Source organism: Moorena sp. SIO3I8 (assembly GCF_010692325.1).
Classification (GTDB): domain Bacteria; phylum Cyanobacteriota; class Cyanobacteriia; order Cyanobacteriales; family Coleofasciculaceae; genus Moorena.
Genome location: NZ_JAAHHW010000073.1, coordinates 1 through 21,380, shown reverse-complemented (window position 1 = coordinate 21,380; position 21,380 = coordinate 1). Strand labels below are relative to the sequence as shown.

The 21,380-nt window shown below is 44.9% G+C and carries 20 protein-coding genes; 10 read left to right on the top strand and 10 right to left on the bottom strand.

Annotated features, from left to right (window positions below; translation table 11 throughout):
- Positions 1-107 precede the first annotated feature (107 nt).
- From F6K51_RS23695 to F6K51_RS38540, 4 genes are all read right to left on the bottom strand, one after another.
- Positions 108-1,439: a transposase gene (locus F6K51_RS23695; RefSeq protein WP_293024816.1), complete on the bottom strand. Its 1,332-nt coding sequence runs from the start codon at positions 1,437-1,439 to the stop codon at positions 108-110.
- 111 nt (positions 1,440-1,550) lie between these two features.
- Positions 1,551-3,626: an SPFH domain-containing protein gene (locus F6K51_RS23690; RefSeq protein ID WP_293024814.1), complete on the bottom strand. Its 2,076-nt coding sequence runs from the start codon at positions 3,624-3,626 to the stop codon at positions 1,551-1,553.
- Between the two features lie 129 nt (positions 3,627-3,755).
- The gene (locus tag F6K51_RS23685; RefSeq protein ID WP_293024812.1) at positions 3,756-4,457 is read right to left on the bottom strand and encodes an OB-fold-containig protein; all 702 of its coding nucleotides are present in this window, start codon (positions 4,455-4,457) and stop codon (positions 3,756-3,758) included.
- A 298-nt stretch (positions 4,458-4,755) separates the two neighbouring features.
- Positions 4,756-4,968: a transposase family protein gene (locus tag F6K51_RS38540; RefSeq protein ID WP_365940120.1), complete on the bottom strand. Its 213-nt coding sequence runs from the start codon at positions 4,966-4,968 to the stop codon at positions 4,756-4,758.
- A 334-nt stretch (positions 4,969-5,302) separates the two neighbouring features.
- On the opposite strand from F6K51_RS38540, the gene F6K51_RS23675 reads away from it, so the two are divergent.
- The 5 genes from F6K51_RS23675 to F6K51_RS23655 all read left to right on the top strand — a co-directional run bounded on the left by F6K51_RS23675 (position 5,303) and on the right by F6K51_RS23655 (position 12,683).
- Positions 5,303-6,937: an amidase family protein gene (locus tag F6K51_RS23675; protein WP_293024808.1), complete on the top strand. Its 1,635-nt coding sequence runs from the start codon at positions 5,303-5,305 to the stop codon at positions 6,935-6,937.
- Positions 6,938-7,646: 709 nt separating this feature from the next.
- The gene (locus tag F6K51_RS23670; RefSeq protein WP_293024806.1) at positions 7,647-8,531 is read left to right on the top strand and encodes a hypothetical protein; all 885 of its coding nucleotides are present in this window, start codon (positions 7,647-7,649) and stop codon (positions 8,529-8,531) included.
- Between the two features lie 577 nt (positions 8,532-9,108).
- Positions 9,109-11,670 carry an endonuclease MutS2 gene (locus F6K51_RS23665; protein ID WP_293024804.1) on the top strand — a complete coding sequence of 854 codons (2,562 nt, stop codon included), beginning with the start codon at positions 9,109-9,111 and terminating at the stop codon, positions 11,668-11,670.
- A gap of 86 nt (positions 11,671-11,756) precedes the next feature.
- Positions 11,757-11,879, top strand: a complete 123-nt coding sequence (locus tag F6K51_RS23660) for a hypothetical protein (protein WP_293024802.1) — start codon at positions 11,757-11,759, stop codon at positions 11,877-11,879.
- Between the two features lie 216 nt (positions 11,880-12,095).
- The gene (locus tag F6K51_RS23655; protein WP_293024800.1) at positions 12,096-12,683 is read left to right on the top strand and encodes a DUF3038 domain-containing protein; all 588 of its coding nucleotides are present in this window, start codon (positions 12,096-12,098) and stop codon (positions 12,681-12,683) included.
- On the opposite strand, the gene F6K51_RS23650 is transcribed toward F6K51_RS23655, so the two are convergent.
- Positions 12,666-12,806 (bottom strand): hypothetical protein, encoded by a 141-nt coding sequence (locus F6K51_RS23650; RefSeq protein WP_293024798.1) that lies wholly within the window; start codon positions 12,804-12,806, stop codon positions 12,666-12,668. The genes F6K51_RS23655 and F6K51_RS23650 overlap by 18 nt on opposite strands.
- A 255-nt stretch (positions 12,807-13,061) precedes the next feature.
- Between F6K51_RS23650 and F6K51_RS23645 the strand changes: the two genes are divergently transcribed.
- Entirely contained in the window at positions 13,062-14,966 is a 1,905-nt protein-coding gene (locus F6K51_RS23645) for a DUF4335 domain-containing protein (protein ID WP_293024796.1), read from the top strand.
- A gap of 2 nt (positions 14,967-14,968) precedes the next feature.
- On the opposite strand, the gene wecB is transcribed toward F6K51_RS23645, so the two are convergent.
- The gene (gene wecB, locus F6K51_RS23640) at positions 14,969-16,156 is read right to left on the bottom strand and encodes a UDP-N-acetylglucosamine 2-epimerase (non-hydrolyzing) (protein ID WP_293024794.1); all 1,188 of its coding nucleotides are present in this window, start codon (positions 16,154-16,156) and stop codon (positions 14,969-14,971) included.
- Positions 16,157-16,330: 174 nt separating this feature from the next.
- Positions 16,331-18,019 carry a D-alanyl-D-alanine carboxypeptidase/D-alanyl-D-alanine-endopeptidase gene (dacB, locus tag F6K51_RS23635; protein ID WP_293024792.1) on the bottom strand — a complete coding sequence of 563 codons (1,689 nt, stop codon included), beginning with the start codon at positions 18,017-18,019 and terminating at the stop codon, positions 16,331-16,333.
- Positions 18,020-18,090: 71 nt separating this feature from the next.
- Here dacB and F6K51_RS23630 point away from each other — a divergent pair, with 71 nt between their 5' ends.
- A complete protein-coding gene (locus F6K51_RS23630; RefSeq protein ID WP_293024790.1) occupies positions 18,091-18,507 on the top strand; it encodes a DUF2809 domain-containing protein in 417 nt (138 codons plus the stop codon).
- 26 nt (positions 18,508-18,533) lie between these two features.
- Positions 18,534-18,773: a hypothetical protein gene (locus F6K51_RS23625; protein ID WP_293024788.1), complete on the top strand. Its 240-nt coding sequence runs from the start codon at positions 18,534-18,536 to the stop codon at positions 18,771-18,773.
- On the opposite strand, the gene F6K51_RS23620 is transcribed toward F6K51_RS23625, so the two are convergent.
- A complete protein-coding gene (locus tag F6K51_RS23620) occupies positions 18,729-19,703 on the bottom strand; it encodes a hydratase (protein ID WP_293024786.1) in 975 nt (324 codons plus the stop codon). The genes F6K51_RS23625 and F6K51_RS23620 overlap by 45 nt on opposite strands.
- A gap of 229 nt (positions 19,704-19,932) precedes the next feature.
- Between F6K51_RS23620 and F6K51_RS23615 the strand changes: the two genes are divergently transcribed.
- Positions 19,933-20,367 carry an ATP-binding protein gene (locus F6K51_RS23615; RefSeq protein ID WP_365940123.1) on the top strand — a complete coding sequence of 145 codons (435 nt, stop codon included), beginning with the start codon at positions 19,933-19,935 and terminating at the stop codon, positions 20,365-20,367.
- Between the two features lie 182 nt (positions 20,368-20,549).
- Here F6K51_RS23615 and F6K51_RS23610 read toward each other — a convergent pair whose 3' ends face one another.
- Complete coding sequence (locus F6K51_RS23610; RefSeq protein WP_293024784.1) at positions 20,550-20,942, bottom strand: hypothetical protein; 393 nt, start codon at positions 20,940-20,942, stop codon at positions 20,550-20,552.
- 13 nt (positions 20,943-20,955) lie between these two features.
- Here F6K51_RS23610 and F6K51_RS23605 point away from each other — a divergent pair, with 13 nt between their 5' ends.
- On the top strand, positions 20,956-21,192 hold the full coding sequence (locus F6K51_RS23605) for a hypothetical protein (protein WP_293024782.1): 237 nt from the start codon (positions 20,956-20,958) through the stop codon (positions 21,190-21,192).
- Here F6K51_RS23605 and F6K51_RS23600 read toward each other — a convergent pair.
- Positions 21,189-21,380: hypothetical protein (locus F6K51_RS23600; protein WP_365940117.1), on the bottom strand; the 192-nt coding region annotated here is incomplete at its 5' end. The two genes, F6K51_RS23605 and F6K51_RS23600, sit on opposite strands and share 4 nt — an antisense overlap.

Genomic DNA, 21,380 nt, shown 5'->3' with positions numbered 1-21,380 from the left:
ACTTCAGGTGCGACCCGTGGCGAATTTAATTCTTAATGGGTCAAGCGCACCTTAGCCTTGCCCTGATTTGGGTTTCTTGATGCTTGGGTGGTTGACATACTCCCCCGTTAAATCGGAGATTCTAACGGGGGATTCTCACAATATGTGATTCTTGGTTCATTGAGACAACTTATTGAATCAAGTTTCCTCTCATCAACAGAGGTTGCACTCTCCCCAAGCGTTTCCGAATCAACGGCAGTTTCCCAATGCCCTTGGGTACTCTCTTGGTGCGCGTTTCCTAGCACGGGGAACCCGTGCGGGGTCGCACCGCTGTTGTACTCAATACCTAAAACTTCTAAGCCACGCTTCAAAATGTTGAGAGCAGCGTTCGTGTCTCTACAAATTTCTGTTTGACAACGAGGACATTTGTGAGTTCTGGTACTGAGAGATTTTTTCACCCGATAACCACAGTTATAACAATCTTGACTGGTGTAGTTTGGGTTGACCGCAATCACAGTCTTATCCCAAATATTACCGTAGTAGTTTAACCATTGGGTGAATTGATACCAACCGGCATCGGATATCGACTTTGCCAAGTGATGGTTCTTGACCATATTGCTTATTTTGAGGTCTTCATAGACAACCACATCGTGAGAGTGGACTACGCACCGAGCTTGTTTTACAGCCCAGTCTTTACGCTGTCTTTGAACCTTCAAATGGCATTTACCCAGTCGAATTCTAGCTTTGTGGTAGTTATTTGATTGAGGTTTTTTACCTCTTACAAACTTTCTGGACAATCGACGTTGTAGTTTTTTTAAACGCTTTTCAGCTTGCCTAAGATACTTAGGGTAGATGGCAGCATTGTTGTTTTGGTCTTTGTAAAAATACTTGATCCCTAAATCAAGACCCGCCACATTCCCAGTATAGCTACCTTTCTCTTTTCGGTTAGCATCAAAGCAGAACTGGGCGTAATAACCATCGGCTCGTCTGACCACTCGTACCCGATTGATTTTGAGTCTGAACAAGTCCTCTCGTGTTTCATAGTTGCAGAACACAGAAAACTGACCCGCCTTGAACCCGTCAGTGAAGTTGATGGTCATGCACTCAGGTGAAAGTTTCCACCCCGTGGTTTTATACTCAACTGAGCGAGAATGTTTCTTGAACTGAGGATAACCTTTCTTTTTAGCACCCTCTCTACAACGTCGATAGAAGTTAGAGATTGATAGCCATGCCCTTTCAGCAGAAGCTTGACGAGCCATTGAGTTCAACTTTTTAGCAAAGGGAAACTCACCAGCCAATTCTTTGCACAACAGAGATAGACGAGCCTTGTTTACTTTTGGCTGATCACGCCATAGTCTAACGGCCTTGTTCCTGATGAATTGAGCGGTTCGTATAGCTTCATCTAAAGCTTGGTATTGGGCTAATGATCCGTTTAGCAGTTTAGCTTCTCTAACTATCATAAATTTATTATACCACAAATCAACGTCGGATTTGGACAATCTCCCCGTCCTTTTTTTGTCGGCATAAATTCATCTCACCGCCATAATCTTTGATTTGGCGGTGAGATGAATTTATGAATTTCGGGTAAGGTGGTTTTTTTCGGTAAGGTTTGAGGTGGCTGCTGCCCGTGATGGGATGATATCGGTGGTCGGGGTTTTCTTCTCCTTTGGTGTGATTGTGTTACTGGTGATTGTGCTACTGTTGTGAGTCATCATCTGGCGGATTTGACTAATCAACTCCCCTAGCTTGCCTTCCTCTAACAAACCATTAATCATTGATAAGCCACTGGTAGATAGTAGCAGTTTGTTGATGTCACCTACACTGCTAACTCCGTTACCATTATTGCCATTGACACCGGGGAAGGAGTAAATCCGAGTATCTCCCAAAATTCCTGGCTGGGGAGCCAAGGCTTTGGCAATTTCTGGTAGTTGATGGGCTAACTCTGGCCATATGGTAGTGATAATTTTAGCAGTTAGCTGAGCATCACTGATGGAATTTTCGGCTTCGATCAGGGATCGTTTACCTTCTGCCTCTGCCAAGGCTTTATCCCGATTTGCTTCTGCTAGGGTGCGGATCGACTCAGCTTCTAGTTCTGCTGCTTGTCTGGCTGCTTCAGCTTGACGAGACCGGCGGAATACATCGATTTCAATCACGTTTTGCTCACCAATCCGCCGTTGTTCGGCTTCTTGTTCAGCAGCAATGATAGAAAGGCGTTGTTGCCGTTCGGCTTCTTCTACTTCCGTAGCGGTGGCTACAGCGGCTTCAGCTTGAGCTCGTTCGGCTTCGGAATTGAAGCGATCGCGTTCTTTTTCGGCAATTGCGATCGCAGCGTCTTGTTGAGCAATTTTTGACTCTCGTTCTGCTTCTGCCAATTCTACCTGAGAATTAAGCAAGGCAGCATCGACGGTTTTCTGACGAGTAACTTCTGCTACTTCTGCTTCCTGTTTTTGCAGGATTTGTGCCACCTTGAGGGTTTTATTCCGTTCTTCTAATTCAATATCTGCCTGAATTTTCTTAGCTTGGACTGCCAGCTGTTGTTGAACCTTTTCCTCTTCTAAGGTTTTCTGACGATTAATTTCTGCCAATTCCGCTTCTTGTTTTTGCAGAGTTTGGGCTACCTTGAGGGCTTTATTCCGTTCTTCGAGGGTAATATCGGCTTCAATTTGGCTTTGCTGCAAGGCCAGTAGTTTGCGAATTTCTTCCTCTTCTACAGACTTATTCTGTAAAATTTTAGTCCGCTGAATTGTGGCTGCTTCTGTGGCTTTAGCTTCTTCTATTTCCCGCTCACGCTGGGCTTTTAGGGCTTCAACCTCAAGCTTTTGCGCCAGTTTCGCTTCTTCTTGTTCTTGGGCAATGCGTAGGGATTGCTTTTCAGCGTTGAGTTCTTTCTCTTCAATGGCAACTTTGGTATTTAGCTCAACTTCAGTTTTTTGCTGAATTGATTGTTGAATGGTTTCCGTGCGCAGACGTACTCCTTGGGCATCAAAGAAGTTATTCGTATCGTAGGTATCACTCTCTTCTATCTCAGAAATCGCGATATTATTGAGAGTTAAACCGACTTTTCTTAAGTCTTGCTGAATTAAATTCAACACTTCATCAGCAAATCCTAATTTATCGGAATCAATTTCTGCCAAATTCTTTTTCTTAGCTGCTGCTCTAATAGCATCATCCGCCCGTTTTTCGATAGCTTCTTTAATATCTTCGGGGGAAATTTTACCTTCACGAGACAGTCGTTGGGCAGCAGTAATCACATCTTCTTCATTGGCATTGATACAGACATAAAAGGTTACCCGCATATTAGCCCGCAGGTAGTCTTGGGTCCGAACTGCTAGGTTACCGGTGCGCTCAACATCAATAGAAATTTCTCTGAGTGGGACACGGGTAAGTTCATGAAATCCTGGCAAAACCACACACCCGCCACTGAGAATAACCGTTTTCTTTTTGACAAAGACACCACCTGTCCGCAAAAATGCTTCGTTGTTGGGCGTGATGACATAAACTCTGGTGTAAGCCCAGATGCTTAATAGCAATAATACAATCAGACCTCCAATCACACCGGGGAAAAATAGAATTCCAGGAGGAAGCTGGGCTATAGATGACTGTACCGGAACAGTTTGCACTGTTGTATTCATCGATGAGTTTGACATGGCTAAATAGATTTGCTGATAAATGGAGCTCTATATACTAATCAGGGAAGATCAGAAAATTTATGATAATCTTGAGGAACTGATATACATCACAGCAGGTTATCACAGCAGGTTGTGCGCCCTTGCTGACTAATAAGCATTGTCTAACCAGGCTTGCTGATCAGCACTATCTTTAAGGACTACGAGATAGTTATGATGGTGTCGGTCAATCACTAACACTTTGTTCCCCCGTTTAGGAGTAACTGTTGCCCAAGTTGGTAAGGTGGCATTAACTGTAACTAAATTACGAGCTGGATCTAGGACATCGACTTGACCGATTTTGCCTTGGTTTTCCTTGGGAAGGGTGGCAGAGGAAACTGTACCGTGACAGCCAACTAAGCGATCGCTACTGGTATCTTCTCCAAAGGAGGCGAAAACTTTTCCTATCGGTCGAGAGATGAATCCTCCGGTAACTAGGGTCAGAAACAATGACATTACTGATACCACCCCAGCTAAAAACCCAGTGGGAATACTGCCAGTAACACCACCAATCATGACATTGAACATCCAGCCGAAAAGTCCCAAAAGGCTACAGTCTGTTGCCAGGAGCAAAATTAGGGGGGCTTTGCCGATACCTAGCCATCCTAGAATCTCAATACCACCTTCACCATCGGCATCAGTATCTGTATCAGTACCGAAATCTGCATCTACATCCAGATCCACATCCAGATCTACATCTGCATCTATATCAATGTCATCGTCTCCGCCACCGGAAACAATGACTAACACAAACAATAGAACTCCCATACCCAAAAAGATCCAGTAGGGGAGGTTGGCTAGGTCAAATAGCATGGGTTTATGCGATCGCGTTTTTTGAATGAATTGTTGCTCTATATATCCAGCCTAACGACTGGTTTCTTGGAAATCGGGAAAATGTATAGTATTTTTAATGTTTTTGAAAGATTAACCTTAAGCAGATATTCCGCACTTTAAAGTGTCACATTAAGAATTAACTGAAAAAGGAATAGAAGGCTATTGCCGATCCGAGAATGTATCGACTGGAGACCGGCACTGTGGTGTCGAAACCCCACTATCAGAAAGGGGGCAAGCCCAAAGCTCGAACCCAACCGAAGCACATCACCTATCACGTTCAAGCCAATTTGAGTCTCAACCCAGAGGTTATTGCTATTCCAATCGTGTCATGGGACGGTATTCCATGGGGCAACTCTAAAAACCTTTTCAACCACAATTGCAACGCTAATCTGTAGGTCTTTATCCCCAAACATCCATCGGCACCACATAATACTGCTAACAGGGACACAGTGACCATATCGACTAAGTTATGCTGTCGTGTTCTTTCCACTCGGGGGTCTTCTAGGAGTTTAAAATTCTTCAGCAGACTACGCTTGCTGCAGCGGAAGCCTCTTTTTCCTCTCTGGGGCTCAACGCCTTTTTAACAAAGTTTTTTGCAATCTTTTGCTCGGTCACATTTTAGATTTCTTTACATTAACAGCTAAGCCTGATTCTCAGGTGAGCACAACTTCTCTGTCCTCTCAGACGTATCAAATTTGACAAATTTCAAGTAACATTTTATACACTAAAGATGGCGATTACCCTCCCCCACACTCCCCTTTTTTTTACAAATATGAAATGCACCCAATTAGTGATATCCTTTATCAATCAATTTCAGTATAGATATGAAACAAAAACTGACCTGGTGGCAAATAGCTAAACAAGGGCTGACTTATCTTTTCATGTTCGCTCTGAGTAGTTTTCCCTCAGAGGTAGTCGCTGAGACCTTTCGTCTCAGGGAAGCAACAATCGCAGAGATTAACGAAGCTTTTGATAAGAATGCACTCACTTCCGAACAATTAGTGCAACTTTATCTCAATCGTATTGAAGCCTATGACGATCAAGGTCCGAAAATTAATGGGCTAATTTCTATCAATAACAATGCCCTTAAAGAAGCAAGGGCGTTAGACCAAGAACGCCAGCAGAAAGGACCGCGAAGTCCTTTACATGGCATCCCCATCATTCTGAAAGATAACTATGACACTACCGATTTACCCACAACAGGAGGATCGGTGCTGCTGGAAGGTTCCTTACCCCCCGATGATGCTTTTACTGTTAAGAAGTTGCGAGAGGCAGGAGCGATTATTCTTGGTAAAGCAAATATGAGTGAATTTGCTGAATCCTATGGTAGGCTAGGTTACAGTTCCCTTGGGGGACTGACACGCAATCCCTACAAATTAACTCGTGATCCTTCGGGTTCGAGTGGAGGCAGTGGGGCTGTAATTGCGGCAAATTTTGCTGTTTTAGCCACCGGAAGCGATACTTCAGGCTCAATTCGTGGCCCTGCAGCAGTAGCAGGTCTTGTCGGTATCAAACCTACTCAGGGACTGGTTAGTCGAGATGGTATCATCCCCCTAACCCTCTCCTTTGATAGTGCGGGCCCTATAGCTCGAACCGTGACAGATGCAGCGATCGCTTTGGGTGTAATGGCAGGGGTTGATCCCAATGATTACCGTACCCTGGACAGTGAAGGGAAAACATATAAGGACTACACCCAGTTTCTCAATAAACAAGCCCTAAAAGGGGCAAGAATTGGGGTGGCGATTGATTTTCGCGGTGGTAACCCTGAGGTAGATGCTGCAACTGATGCAGCAGTTGCTAAGCTGAGGGAATTAGGTGCAACAGTTGAGTCGGTGGATTTCTCTCCCAAATTGGAAAACCTCTGGCCTTTCATGGCACCGGTAACAGAGGCTGAGTTTGAACCCCAGATCGATAGTTACCTCAAAAACCTCCAGCTTCCATTCCCTGACACCCTGAGGGAAATGTATTCGATGAGCTTATCTAACCCATTAGTCAATTCAGAACAGGCTCTCAATCCCGGTCGCGTCGGAGGGTTTGAAGAATCTCTAAAGCATCCAGAACTGGCTGATACCGAATATCTTTATATTCTCCATTTCGAGTTTCCTAGGGTTCGGCAGGAAATTTTATCGATTATGAGTGCCCAAAATCTCGACGCGATTATTTGGCCCACCATGACTTGTCCTGCCGGTCCGCTCTATAATGTCGAGGATCCAACCTATCAATGTGCCTCAAGTGACCCCTACATACCAGGGTACTTAGCCAACGTTTCTGGTTTTCCCGGCATTTCTGTGGCAATGGGCTTTACTCAGCAGGGATTACCCCTAGGACTGACTTTCTTTGGTAAGCCTTACAGTGAGCCTACCTTACTGGGATTCGCTTATGCTTACGAACAGGCAACCCAGTTTCGGCGACCTCCAACAACCACTCCTGCTTTGCCCGGTGAAAATTTTGAATATTAGTGGGTAACTGAGATTTTTTGGGATCTAGACCAAATCATAACTAACTGAGTCTCAAGGTACTACTAGTGCTGCTAAGTGAGGGAATCGGAACTATTTTAGATTACCTGATTCAGCAATCTAGTAACAACCAATAAATCAATAGAAATCATCCACACACCCCTACGAGTTATTGTAGGGGTTTTTATAATCTCCTCTCCAACCTAGGGAATGTGGGTTTAAGCATTCAGCCACAAGAGTTAAGATTTCCTGGGGATTTTAGGAATTACTAGGAAAATTACGACAATCAACACTTTAATTAGTAGTGGGGCAAAAACAAAGCTTAGCAACAGGCAAATTATCACAATTAATAATGATGCCACTTTCAATATTTCTTCCGTAGTGTTCAGAGAAAGGTAAGTCGCTACTGCAGCAATCACCAAACTGATTAGTAAGGGCATATACTCTCGATTGAGTCACTAAATACTAATCAGGGTTAACCCTTAACTTTTATGGCTGAGATGGGCGTTTTGTAACAAAAGTTAACTTAAGTTAACTCACAGGAGTTTTGATGTTGCTTACACTACATATGATAGGACTTCAAAACAGTTTGAGGTTCTCTAGCAAGGCATCAGCCCACAACACTAAGCCAAAAAAACTAAAAATTAGCAATAAAGCATCCTAACCACGGGAAAACTAAAGGGTACAACTACTTGATACCTGTAAGTAAGCGATGAACTTTAGCTTTAACTTTTTTGATCTGTTCTGGATTTTTTTGATCATCTCCTCGTTGCAGCCCTTGTGGCAACGTCGTCAGATGCAATATAGACGTTTTCGAGCTTTGCAAGAATTCGAGCATAAGCGAAAAAGTCGGTTAATTTTACTGATTCACCGACAAGAGTCTATTAGCTTGTTTGGCATCCCTGTATCCCGCTACATATCTATTGAAGATTCTGAACAAGTGCTCAGGGCAATCCGTCTAACTCCACCAGATGTTCCTATTGATCTTATTTTACATACTCCTGGGGGATTGGTGCTGGCTACAGAACAAATTGCTAGAGCTTTAATTCGTCATCCTTCTAAAGTTACTGTCTTTGTACCCCACTATGCCATGAGTGGTGGTACCATGTTAGCCCTAGCCTCAGATGAAATTGTGATGGATGCCAATGCTGTCCTTGGACCGGTTGACCCTCAACTAGGGAATACTGCTGCTGCTAGCATTCTCAGAGTTGTGGAGCAAAAGCCCGTTGAGGCTATTGATGACCAAACCTTGATGATGGCTGATTTGGCAGGCAAAGCCATTAAGCAGGTGCAACGTTTCGTGCGAACGCTACTGCTAGACGATATCCCTAAGCAGAAGATTGACCCAGAACACATCGATAGAATTATTGACTTTCTTACCACTGGTCAAATCACCCATGACTGTCCGATTACTGTCGAGGAAGCCTCTGAACTAGGTCTACCTGTCACAGTTGGTCTACCTAAAGCTATCTATAAACTAATGGATTTGTACCCCCAACCTCAAGGTGGACGTCCATCGGTACAGTATATTCCTCTGCCGTACAAACCTACTCCTACTTTACCGGATACCACCAGCAGACTGTTATCCGACAAGTAGTTTTTGATAATGCTGGAATGATGAGATAATCGGGTGAAGTGGATAAAATCAATGGCTCCACTCAGGGCTTAGTACGTAAGTTACAGTACTCTTACTGGATATAAAAACCTTAGGGAAGCCCTACCATACGATTAAACCATCTGAAGAAGGAGAATTTAGGATAAATCTGGCAGGGCATACATCAACTTATTCCAGCATATCCCAATTTGGGGTTTTTGTGTCTTTTTCAGATGGCAATTAGTAATTAGGTAAGCTATCAGCTATCAGTTATCAGTTATCAGCTATCAGTTATCAGCTATAAGCTATCAGCTATGAGCTATCAGCTATCAGCTATGAGCTATCAGCTATCAGTTATCAGCCTATGAACACGCTGCTTGAGGTGCTATCAGCCATTAGCTATCAGCCATTAGCTGTAGGCCAAGCTACGGGAACGAGACAGCTTTTGAATAAAATAAGCTGACCGCTGAGTGCTGATTGCTGAATACTCACGTTATTGGTAATTTGATCAATCTTAACTTTCCCACTCCTAACCGAATTATCGGATAATACAATTGAGGTATGCGTTTGTCTCTGAGCCTTGATTCAATCTGAAACCTTAGAACTACTGGAATGGTCCCGCCTGTGCCAACACCTGGCTACGTTTGCGGCTACTAAGCTGGGAGCCTTTGCGGCTCGTTATCTCCACCCCCCAGCAACTCAACCGGAAAGCCTAGACCTGCTAGCCCAGACTAAAGAAGCCTATCAACTGGAAACTAGTTTAGACACAGGACTAACCTTTGACGGCATCCAAGATATTGGTGAATCTCTGGATCGGGCAGAGCTCCAAGGCATTTTGTCTGGTGAGGAACTATTAGCGATCGCAACAACCTTAGCTGGTGTGAGGCGTCTACGGCGGTTTATTGAAGACCAAGAGGATGTACCAATTCTGAAGGAACTGGTGGCTGACAGCCGCACTTACCCAGAACTTGAACAAGAAATTCACCGTTGTATCGATGAGCGAGGCGATGTAGCTGACCGGGCAACCCCGAAGCTGGCAGGGATTCGGACTCAGATGAAATCATTACGAGACCGAATTTATGAAATCCTCCAGGGGATTGTCCAGCGTAAAGGGGGGGCATTACAACAACAGTTAATTACTCAACGGGGTGATCGGTTTGTACTCCCGGTTAAAGCTCCCCAGAAAGATGCTATTCCTGGTATTGTTCAGGATACCTCTAGCACCGGTGCCACCCTATACGTGGAACCGAAGGCCATTGTTAGCTTAGGCAATCAACTTCGGACCCAGCGGCGGCAAGAACAAGTGGAAGCGGAAGCAGTACGTCGTGCGTTGACCGAACAAGTAGCAGCAGTTAAGCCAGACTTAGAACGGTTGCTGGTTGTAGCAACTACCCTAGATTTAGCTACCGCTAAGGCAAGATATAGTCTGTGGTTAGAAGCCAATCCCCCCAGATTTATTGACCGCAATCAGAATGAAAGCATTACTCTACGGCAACTACGCCATCCTCTACTGGTATGGCAGCAAAAACATGAACAAGGCACATCAGTTGTTCCCATTGATGTCCAGATTCAGTCCTACATTCGGGTAGTTGCTATTACCGGTCCGAATACTGGCGGTAAAACCGTTACGTTGAAAACCTTTGGTTTAGCGGCACTGATGGCAAAAGCGGGTTTATTTGTGCCAGCAAGGGAACCAGTAGAACTTCCTTGGTTTGAGCAAATTCTGGCAGATATTGGGGATGAGCAGTCTATAGAACAGAGTTTATCCACTTTCTCGGGTCACATTCGCCGGATTAGTCGAATTATTGAGGCGATAACTACCCCAAAAGAAGAGTTACAGGTTGACAGGTTGAAAGTTGGAGGTTCTCAAGAGTTTCAGGTTGGTAGGTTGAAAGTCCTTCGCGAACAACCAGATAACCTTCAACCAGATAACCTTCAACCAGATAACCTTCAACCAGATAACCTTCAACCTGCCAACCTTGAAGAACCTTCAACTCCTCGTGCGTCACTCGTACTATTAGATGAAGTAGGAGCAGGGACTGACCCCGCAGAAGGCAGTGCTTTAGCGATCGCATTACTGAAATACCTAGCAAACACCACACAATTAACCATTGCGACTACGCATTATGGGGAACTCAAAGCACTAAAATATCAAGACGAGCGGTTTGAGAATGCCTCGGTGGAGTTTGATGACCAAACCCTCTCACCCACTTACCGTCTATTGTGGGGTATTCCTGGTCGCTCCAATGCCTTGAGCATTGCTAGACGCTTAGGGTTAAACCCATCGGTGGTGGATCAGGCTCAAACCCTTTTGGGGGGAGCTTCGGAAGATGTGAATGAGGTAATTGCCGGTTTAGAAGCTCAACGGCGCACTCAGGAAACTAAAGCCCAACAGGCAAATCAGTTACTGCAACAAGCTGAATCTCTCCATCAGGAACTCTCTGAACGGGCAAAACTTTTGCAGGAGCGGGAACGGGAATTGAAGCTTTCCCAGGAACGGTCTGTGCAAGATGCGATCGCACAAGCTAAGAAAGAAATTGCCCAAGTGATTCGGCAGTTGCAGCAAGGCTCCCAAACCGCTCAAAATGCCCAAAAAGCCACAAACGCTCTTAAGGAGATTGCCGAGCGTCAAATCCCAGCCGCACCGCCTCCTAAACCAAAACCAGGATTCCGCCCCAAAGTAGGCGATCGCATTCGCATTCCCCGATTGAATCAGACAGCCGAGATACTAAGTACCGCAGATAATGGGGAACTAACGGTACGCTTTGGCTTAATGAAAATGACCGTTGCCCTAACAGATGTGGAATCCTTGGATGGACAAAAGCCGGAAAATGTGGTAAAACCTACATCAAAACCAGCTCCAGCCCCAACCCCAGTCTCGCGGCCAGCTACGGCTGTGCGCACCTCGAAAAATACCATTGATATTCGAGGAAGTCGGGTAGCTAATGCAGAGATTGACATCGACCAAGCAATATCTAAGGCGATAGAGTTTGGAGTACTCTGGATTATTCATGGCAAAGGAACTGGTCGATTAAGACAAGGTGTCCACGCTTTCTTGGAACAGCACCCTCTAGTGGAGCGTTTTAAGCTAGCCGAACAATCTGAGGGTGGGACTGGTGTTACCGTTGCTTACCTTAAATAAGGTCATAGGTTAGCAGGTTAGTAGGTTAGCAGGTTAGCAGGTTAACCGGTTAGCAGGTTAGCAGGTTAGCAGGTTACAATGCATTTTTGAACATTCAACCAGACAACATTCAACCTTCAACCTTCAACCAGACAACCTTCAACCAGACAACCTTCAACCTTCAACCTTCAACCAGACAACCTTCAACCAGACAACCTTCAACCAGATAACCTTCAACCTTCAACCTTCAACCAGACAACCTTGGCCAAAAGGCCACGCTACGCGAACAACCAGATAACCTTCAACCTTGGCCAATAGGCCACGCTACGCGAACAACAGACAACCAAAGCTTTACCAGCAGGAAACATACCTTAATCTTTCGTAGTCCTGTTTCCAAACCTGTAACAGCGACGGGTAAACCGGATTTGCTTTAGTAAAATAAAATTATGGTTTCCACTGTCAAGATGCCAAAATCACCTCCTGCTTGGGAGGATTTGCCTCTGAGTCAAGCCGCAGACTCAATCGATCTCGATAATATCAAAACCCAGCTAGATTTAGTCTTGCTTAGCCTAGAAGCTCTAGCAGGTATTGGCTCAGAGGAGATGCTGCAAGCTGCTGCTGAATTAAATTTAGAGTCAATGATCACAGACCGAGTAGCATTGTGGCGTCTGCGTCAGTCTAATCCCCTGCGCAAAAGTTCAGGAGGACGGAAAAAGCTGGATGTGGAGGAAGCGCGATCGCTAGTTTTAATCATCTGTCACTTGGCTAAAGACCATCAAGAACTAATCCGTCGTGCGGTGGCTTTACTCGAACAAATGACACAACAAAACAGTGAACCTCATCGTGCTGCTTTATTGGGAGATTATTTAGACAACTTTAATAACACTTACCGAGAACGGATGGTGCAAGAAGAAAAGGTGTCAACTGATAGTTTAAAGCAACTGGCTCTTAAACTATTAATCAAATTACTCTTCTATAGTGGAGCAAAAGGTCATCAGCGTTTATGGTTAGCCTTATTAGGTAAAGTATCTTAAGGATTGCATCCAGGAAAATATATAGCATTTATCAATTGGGTGAGGTACAAAATCCTGGTTTTTAGGAAGTAGGGAGTAGGGAATAGGGAATAGGGAGTAGGGAGTAGAGAGTAGGTAACTCATAAATGGTCAAAAATTATGTGTACCTCATAGCTATGATAAACGCTATAGCATTTTTGATAAAAAATTGATTAAAGAACGGAATAGGAACAGTAAACAGAGAACATTAGGAAAGAGAGCAGAGGATTTTTTGGTGTTATGATAAATCAGTATTGGGTTTTATGATTTCTTGGGAAATGCTATAGAAATCAACGATTAACGATTAACGATTAACGATTAACAATTAACAATTAACAAATGACTAATAAATAATCACCAATGACTAACATAGTCCTGCGACGTTACACTCCTCCTACCTGTACCCTATCAATTTGGGCAAACCGCTCACCCTTATCCCGCTGGGTGGGACAATCTGTGGTGAAGAAGTTGCGGTTTGAGTTGCGTTTTGATGACCCCCGCAAGCCAGAAGAACAACAGGTAACGTTACGAGGCAACGCAGAGGATTTAGATGTGTTGTATGAAGCGGTAGATGGCTATGTTCAGCACTTCCTTGAGCCGTCCCCAAAGCAACTGGTTGCCTCTGGAAACTCTAAGGCCGTAGGCCACGCTACGCGATCGGCTGAGGTTACTCCCTTGACTGTCCTAACTCTTCCAACCCCTCAGGCAGAAAATGCCACAGCAGTTCCAACTCAGCCAATCCATCTGCAATCGAAAGGGTTACTGAGCCATAGCCTGTTTCTGGGTAAGCTGGCTAATGAAGAATCTGGGTCAGTGGTTGATTTAAGTGCTACACAGCTGTTTGATTTAGCTACCGCTTTGGATGAATATGCGGCTGAAGTAGTATCCCTACCAAAACTCAATCAGCCCAGTTGGAAACCAGAATCATCCGCTTGGATGCGTACAGCAGCATCGATGGTGTTGGCAGTGGGTGTAACAGCGGCAGTGATTAAGTTGCTTGAGAAACCTCAGCCTGTTGAACAAGGGAAAACACTAACCACAGAAGTCCCAACAACAGCATTAGAGTCCAGCAAGATTGGGAAAAAGCGAGCCATCTCCCAGGTACCCCCAGCACCGAGCACTCCCATCCCAACTCCATCGGTACCACCCCGTCTGTCCCCAGGAACCAAGTTACCCCCACCGCCTCCCCTTAAGCCACCCTCTCCACCAGTACGCACTCCGCCACCGCCTCCCGTTAAGCCACCCTCTCCACCACCAGTACGCACTGCGCCAGCAATAGCTTCACGCCCGAATTCACGTCCGATGCTCAAGATTGTTCCTGCTCCAGCTAGGACACCAGACTCTCCCAAACTGAGTGCTGCTAGTTCTGTAGCTAGTTCTGCTGTTAGTCCTGTAGCTACTTCTGTTACTAGTCCTGTAGCTAGTTCTGCTGTTAGTCCTGCTGCTGCTCCTGGGGCTAGTAACGGTGAGGCACCTGTTTCTGAGGCTAGTAAAACTAATGTACCTACTGCTAAGGCAAATACCCAACCCAAACCAACTCCACCCAGTCCCATCGCTGTAGTACAAACTTTGTCAGAATTGCCGGTTATTAAACCAGCCCCTTCTCCTACTGAGCTGGAAACTCAGGATTCCTCTAGAGAAAGTCTATCGATCCCCACAGAAACAGTGGTAATCCCTGACGTTGAGTCTTCGATTTCTTCTACTTCTACTGCTTCGATTTCTTCTACTTCTACTTCTTCTACTACTAATGTGGCGGTTCAAGCCATCCCTGCTCCTCAACAGAATGTGTCTACTCTCGACAGAGGTTCTTCTACCTCTAGAATTATCGATCAAGCTGTGCCTGGACTGAATGTCCCGAGTAGCTCTGTTATCGATCAAGCTGTGCCTGGACTGAATGTCCCGAGTAGCCCTGTTTCTGATTCTTTAAACCCATCCGAGCCTACCGTTGCCAATCAGATATCTCAAAATACCCTGTTTGATAAGATTTCTCAGGTAGCAGAAGCTAGACGATATTTCCAGGAGCGCTGGCAACCTCCCGAAGGGCTACAGAAAACCTTGAACTATAGTTTGTGGTTAAATAATAATGGTACTATCCGACGTATAATTCCCCTTGGGCAAGCAGCGAAAACCTATATAGATAACGCCCCCATACCTCTGATCGGTGAAACTTTTGTGTCCCCTTTAGAAGGGGAAGGTATACCAAAAATTCGCGTGCTGCTACACCCGGATGGTAAGGTTCAAACGTTGTTGGAGGGAATGAATTGAGGTTATTGATTGTCAGAAAAATTTAGACCAAAGTAATCCTCCACAATCTGTACTATACGCTCCGCCGCACGACCATCCCCAAAGGGATTAATGGCATTTGCCATCCCCTGATAAGCTACTGAATCACTCAACAACAAACTTGCCGCCCCTACCATCTGTTCCGGGTCGGTTCCTACCAACTTACCAGTCCCAGCTGCGATCGCTTCCGGTCGTTCCGTGGTCTTACGCAATACCAGCACTGGCTTACCCAAACTCGGTGCTTCCTCCTGCAATCCGCCAGAATCAGTCATCACTAAATAACACCGTTGCATTGCTGCTACCAATTCCACATAATCCAGTGGTTCTGTTAAAAATACCCGCTCATGGTCACCCAAGATTGCCCTCAGGGGTTCCCTGACCGTAGGATTGCGATGGAGAGGTAACAATAAGGCTGTATCTGGGAACTTATCTAAAATCTGGAGAAACCCCTGGGCTATATCCTCCAGTGGTTTCCCCCAATTTTCCCGACGGTGTACTGTTGCTAAAATCGTCCGGTATCCTTCCCAATCTAAACCCGGAACCTCACACACTGGTTCCCGCTCAGCTACCATCAACAGGGCATCAATCACGGTATTCCCAGTTTTATGAATTGCGCCAGTCACCCCAGACCCCTGCAAATGCTCTACTGCCAGGGGAGTGGGGGCAAAATGTAATTGAGTAATCTGAGAAATCAGCCGTCGATTGGCTTCCTCTGGATAGGGATTAAACAAATCATTGGTGCGCAATCCCGCTTCGACATGACCCACCGGGATACGTTGGTAAAAGGCTGCCAAGGCCGCAGCAAAGGCTGTAGTTGTATCCCCCTGCACAACTACTAACTGGGGCTGCAATTCCTGAAATAATTCCTCTAACCCCCGTAAACTAAGACAAGTAATATCGGTCAGAGTTTGCTTGGGCTGCATAATTTCTAGATCCCGATCCGCCCTCAGGTCAAACATCCCCATCACCTGGTCTACCATTTCCCGATGCTGACCCGTTAACACCACCTGAGTCTTAAATTTACCAGAGCGTTGGAACTGAAGAATCACTGGAGCTAACTTAATTGCCTCCGGACGAGTTCCTAATGTGATACAGATTTGAATTGGAGACTTGGTTGAACCCTGGTTTAGGGTCTTGGGTGTAGGGTCTGGGGGAATTTCCAGGGGTTTCATAATTACAGCATTTCTCAATTGGCTGAAGTACTTTCGTTCTGGGTTGCGCGGGAATAGGGAATAGGGAATAGGGAGTAGGGCTAAGAGTCAGCGGGCGTGGGAAAACCGGGCCCGGGGAGGGAGGGTTGGGCTGCGAAAAATGTTCAACCGTTGCTACCCGTCAACACTCAACACTTAGCAATAACCCAAGCGAGTCAATAATAGAACAATTTCATCAATAGCATTACGGAGTTTAGCAGCAGATTGGTCAGATTGATTTACCAGAATACTCAATACCAAGGTTTGATAGTCAGGAATATCAAGATAGCCTGATAAGGCTGAGACACCACTTAATGTACCAGTCTTAGCCTGGAGCTTACCAACAGCTGCGGTATCACGAAAGCGATCGCGTAAAGTTCCACTAACCTCAGCCGTAGCCAAGGATTCTCGATAAACCTGAGCTAATGGGGTTTGTGCCATCAGTCTCAGAGTTTGTGCGATCGCAAACGGACTAGCTAAATTATGGCGAGATAGCCCAGACCCATCAGCCATACTATAGCTTTTTGGGTCAACCCCTAACTCCGTTAAGCTCTGTTGAACCGCTACCAGACCAAACTTAGGGCTAGACTCACTCCTTTCCTCTGTCTCCAGCTGGTGCAATAATGCCTCAGCATACAAATTATTACTCTGCTGATTGATTTCCTTTAACAATAGCGCTAACGGAAGAGATTCCACTGCTGCCAACTCTCTGGTTCTTTCTGTATAGGACTTACGAAGTTTACTTGGTTTTGCCCCCCTAACCCCCCAATTTTGGGGGGGAATGATGTTAAAGTCCCCCATAATTGGGGGATTTAGGGGGCTTTGCGTAAGTCCTGCTGTATTGGTTATTTTGGTTATTTCTGTATTATTAACCTCTCTTCCCATCCCCTGATCTGATGATCTGACCATCTCAGCTGAACTGTCTTTCACCAATGCCTTAATCACAGCAATTCCCTCAGCTTCTAGGATACGGCGGAAGGACTCCAGGAAATAATGGGCTGGGTCGCGAACTGCTAACCCCCAAAAGTCTGGTGCAGCATCTGCTGCCAGTTGACCGTTAATCACTAACACCGGCTCACCTAAAACTCCCATTATTTCCACTGAGTATGGTATTCCCGCCTTACCCGTAACAGCACGATTATCCACACGCCACTGTCTAGCCGCTACCCCATCACTCCAACTAACGCGCAATGGTTTACCAGGCTGTTGGGGCAATAGGGTTAGTCCAACAGTATTTTGATTGAGAATAAGTCGATTAACCGAAGCGCCATAGTATAGATAACTATCGCTCCACTCCCAGGTTGGATTGATAATACCATAGGGAGTATAGCCATCTTCTACAATTAACTGTTGCACCAACCTTACCCCTTGACCCTTTAGTTGTTGTGCCACATCTGTTAACTGGGTATTGCTTAAGCTTGGGTCTGCTTGTCCCACAATTCGTAAGGACGTCAAATAGGGGCTAGTGCCAGTACCATAAACCGGTGTGCGAATCCGGTATTGCTCACCTAGTTGACGTAACGCTGCTGCTGTGGTAAAGAGTTTGATATTGGATGCTGGGATAAAGAAACGTTCTGATTCAAGACTGTAGAGGGGAGCTGAGTCGGCTAAGGGTTGAATCAAAATCCCCCAACGCGATCGCATAAATTCGGGACGACTGATTATGGCATCAATGGCTGTAGTTAAGTCAGCAGGACAAATCTTTTGTCGAAAGGATTCCGGTTTCTCAACTACTTCAACTACTGTCGGTGTCGCCATCACCCCTTGCTTGATGACTAACTGTACAGCTAACCACAACAGCAGCAAAGTTATTGGTTTTCCCCATCGATGTAAGGGATTTGGCATAACTCACAACTCATAACTCACAACTGACCCACTGACGCCCTCAGCACTCAAATCATTTGTCTAATCCGCTAATGACTAAACTATTAAAAATTACTCCTCAACGCTGGTTTATTATTCTCTCTCTATTGATTATTACACCATTAGGGATTTTTTCCAAATACTACTCTGGTCTTGGAGAAAAATGGGTTCATGACTACTCTGGTGCTATTTTATATGAGATTTTTTGGTGTTTATTGATATTTTTTATTATCCCCAATCGCCAAGCAATAACCCGAATTACCTTAGGAGTTTTTAGCGTTACCTGTGCCATAGAATTATTACAACTTTGGCAAACCCCTATATTAGCACCGATTCGTGCTTCCTTAATCGGTAAATTTCTCTTAGGAACTACCTTTGTATGGTGGGATTTCCTCTATTATGCCATTGGCAGCGTCTTAGGTTGGCTATGGTTACGGCAAATTTCGCAGTTCGGTAAACTGATTAGATAGGGTGCATCTCATATTTGTAAAAAAGAATGGGAAGTCTAGGAAGTGTGGGAAGTATGGGAAGTTTCTTAGACTTTTTGCCTAATTGTAAAAGCGATACATCGCTACTCCCGACTCCCGACTCCCTACTCCCTACTCCCGACTCCCGACTCCCGACTCCCGACTCCCGACTCCCTACTCCCGACTCCCTACTCCCTATTCCCTTTGTTATACCGGACTTAATATTACTCAAAACTAACGGATATTTCTACCTTGTCTTTTGGATCTAATCCAATATATTGAGCACGAATAGTAGTACCAGATTTAACAGGAACTAGGGGAGTCATGGAGCCTAAAGACAGTAAATCGCCTTTCTTCAAAACTTTACCTGATGCCTTCAAAGAATCTTTTAACCAAAGTACTACCTGTAACGGATTCCCTAATAAAGCACTACTTTTACCAACAGCTAACTGATTGCCAGCCTTATCTACCATTACAATCTTGATATTTTTTAATCGTTCTTCCCAATCAGGGGTAGCAGATAAAGGAATCGGTGTTCCTAAAACTCCCAAGCGAGCACCGACATTAATGGCTGCCAAAGCAGTGCCATTAAGACTCACTTTTGGGTCATAAACTAAATCTGGTAGTTCCATGAAGGGAATGACAGCATCAAGAGCAGCTAATGCTTCTTTAGGGGTAGTAGCACTATTAATCTCTTCGCTACCAACTCTAACGATTAAGTCTCCTTCATATACAGGTCGAGCACCAAAGTTGGCAGGGACAACCGCTCCACTTTTGAGCAACATTTTTTCGAGAAGTACACCTCGTAAGGGTTCAGAGACTTTGAAGCGCTGTTGAGCAGCAGGATTAGTCAGTCCAGCTTTGTAACCTACAACGTTTCCTAAACTAGAGCTCAACTGTTGTACAAATTGGTCTTGCAAAGCCTGAGCTTGTTCAAGGGTTAGCTTAGTCGCAACTGCTCTAGCTGGGGTTTTGTTGAGATAGCTAGTTGTCAATTCCTCCACCAGACGAGCATCAGGGGTTTGATCTAAAACTTTAGTAGAAGAGCTACTAGTTGAGTTGGAGTTCTTTTTAGCCCCAGTGAGGTTGCAGCTTGGCAGATATAGAACCGAAGCCAATAGTAAAATTGCTAGGGAAATAGATTTGATATGTTGCATGGTGTTGCTAGAGCTGTTTTCATGATTCAAACCATTTGGCATAACTCAAGAGCCGAAAATTGCTTTAGTTCCATTTTGTGGTGTTACTTCTGGCGTTGCTGATTATGGGTATGGTTTTGCCCCCCTAACCCCCCAGCGAGCAATCCCTCGCTGGGGGGAACAAAACTCTCAAAGTCCCCCGAGCGAGCAATCCCTCGCTCGGGGGATTTAGGGGGCTGTAATAAAACCAGATGATCGCGCATTCATTCCTTAATTCAGCAACGCCTTACTTCTGAGTTACAGAAGGGGAAGTATACAGATAGAGAATTCACGACCAAGAGGAGTCATTGAGAAACAAAACCCTATCTTAGCAATCTCTCAGTCTTCCAACAAAAGCATTCAAGGGGGATATTATAACATCCATTCTCGGAAGATTCGCTTTGAGGTGATCGATACTGGGATAGGAATCAGTCCTCAACAGTTAGATAAAATATTCCAACCCTTTGAACAAGTAGGGGATACCCAGCTTCGGATAGCTGGAGCGGGTTTAGGCTTAGCTATCAGTCAGCAAATCGTTAAATTGATGGGAAGTAAAATAAACGTTAAAAGTCAATTATGCCAAGGTTCAACATTTTGGTTTGATGTCACCTTACCTGTGATATATATTGTTGCTAAAGCAGAAATTACTGGCATTATTGGAGAAGTATTTACAATTAGAGTGGGTTGATCAAGAGGTGCCGTAAGCAGTCAGCAGTCAGCAGTCAGCTTAAAATAAACCTATGCAGGCCTATGGCCACGCTACGGGAACGGCTCAATTTAAGATTGAGATATTAATGATAATTTAAAGTCTGGGGATTTGCCCATCAAAGCTGATAGCTGATAGCTGACATTGTTTAGTTATAAAAAAAATTACTTTCTTAACAGGAATAATGTAGTCAATATCAGCACTAAAATTGCTTCAGTTCCCAAAAGACCGTAGATGGTTTGTCTTTGCTCAGGGGTGGAGGCAAAATAATCGATAAATACTGTGTAAATAATAAACTGAGAGAGAATTCCAAGTAAACATAATCCAATGCCCCACAATTTTCGTGCTCCTAGTCCAATCACGGCTGCTGTATCGAGGATGCCATAGAAAACATCGCCAATTCTCCAGATTAAAGGTGTTTCTAACCACGGCATTTCCCCAAAACCTGCTATATTACCAAAGTGGACAATCGCGCCATAGGCAAAGACAAAGGCGAGGATTCTTAAATAAATGCTCATCCAAGGGCGTTCTGTAGCTTGGATAAAATAGTCAACCATAGGTAATACGTCCGTGAAAAAAAACGACTTCTGTCCACCTTTTAGAAGAATAGTAGATGGTTTGTCTGTAGTGCAAGCTACCAATCAAGTTTTCTTAGGGCAATATTTGCAGTTAGAGTGGGTGTATCAGCCAATACCTCAACTAGATGATAAATTTGTTCCCTTTGCTCAGACTATATCGAATTATGCTAATGAATTTAAATTACCAAAAATTAGACTATTGATAGAAAAGTATCTTGAAAATAATTAGTATAGCGCAGGGAATCGGGAATCGGGAATCGGGAATCGGGAATCGGGAATCGGGAATCGGGAATCGGGAATCGGGAATCGGGAATCGGGAATCGGGAATCGGGAAAGAGAGGGAAGTGTGGGAAGTGTGGGGAGATGGGGAGATGGGGAGATGGGGGGAGGGGGAGGTGGGGAGAGGGGGAGATGGGG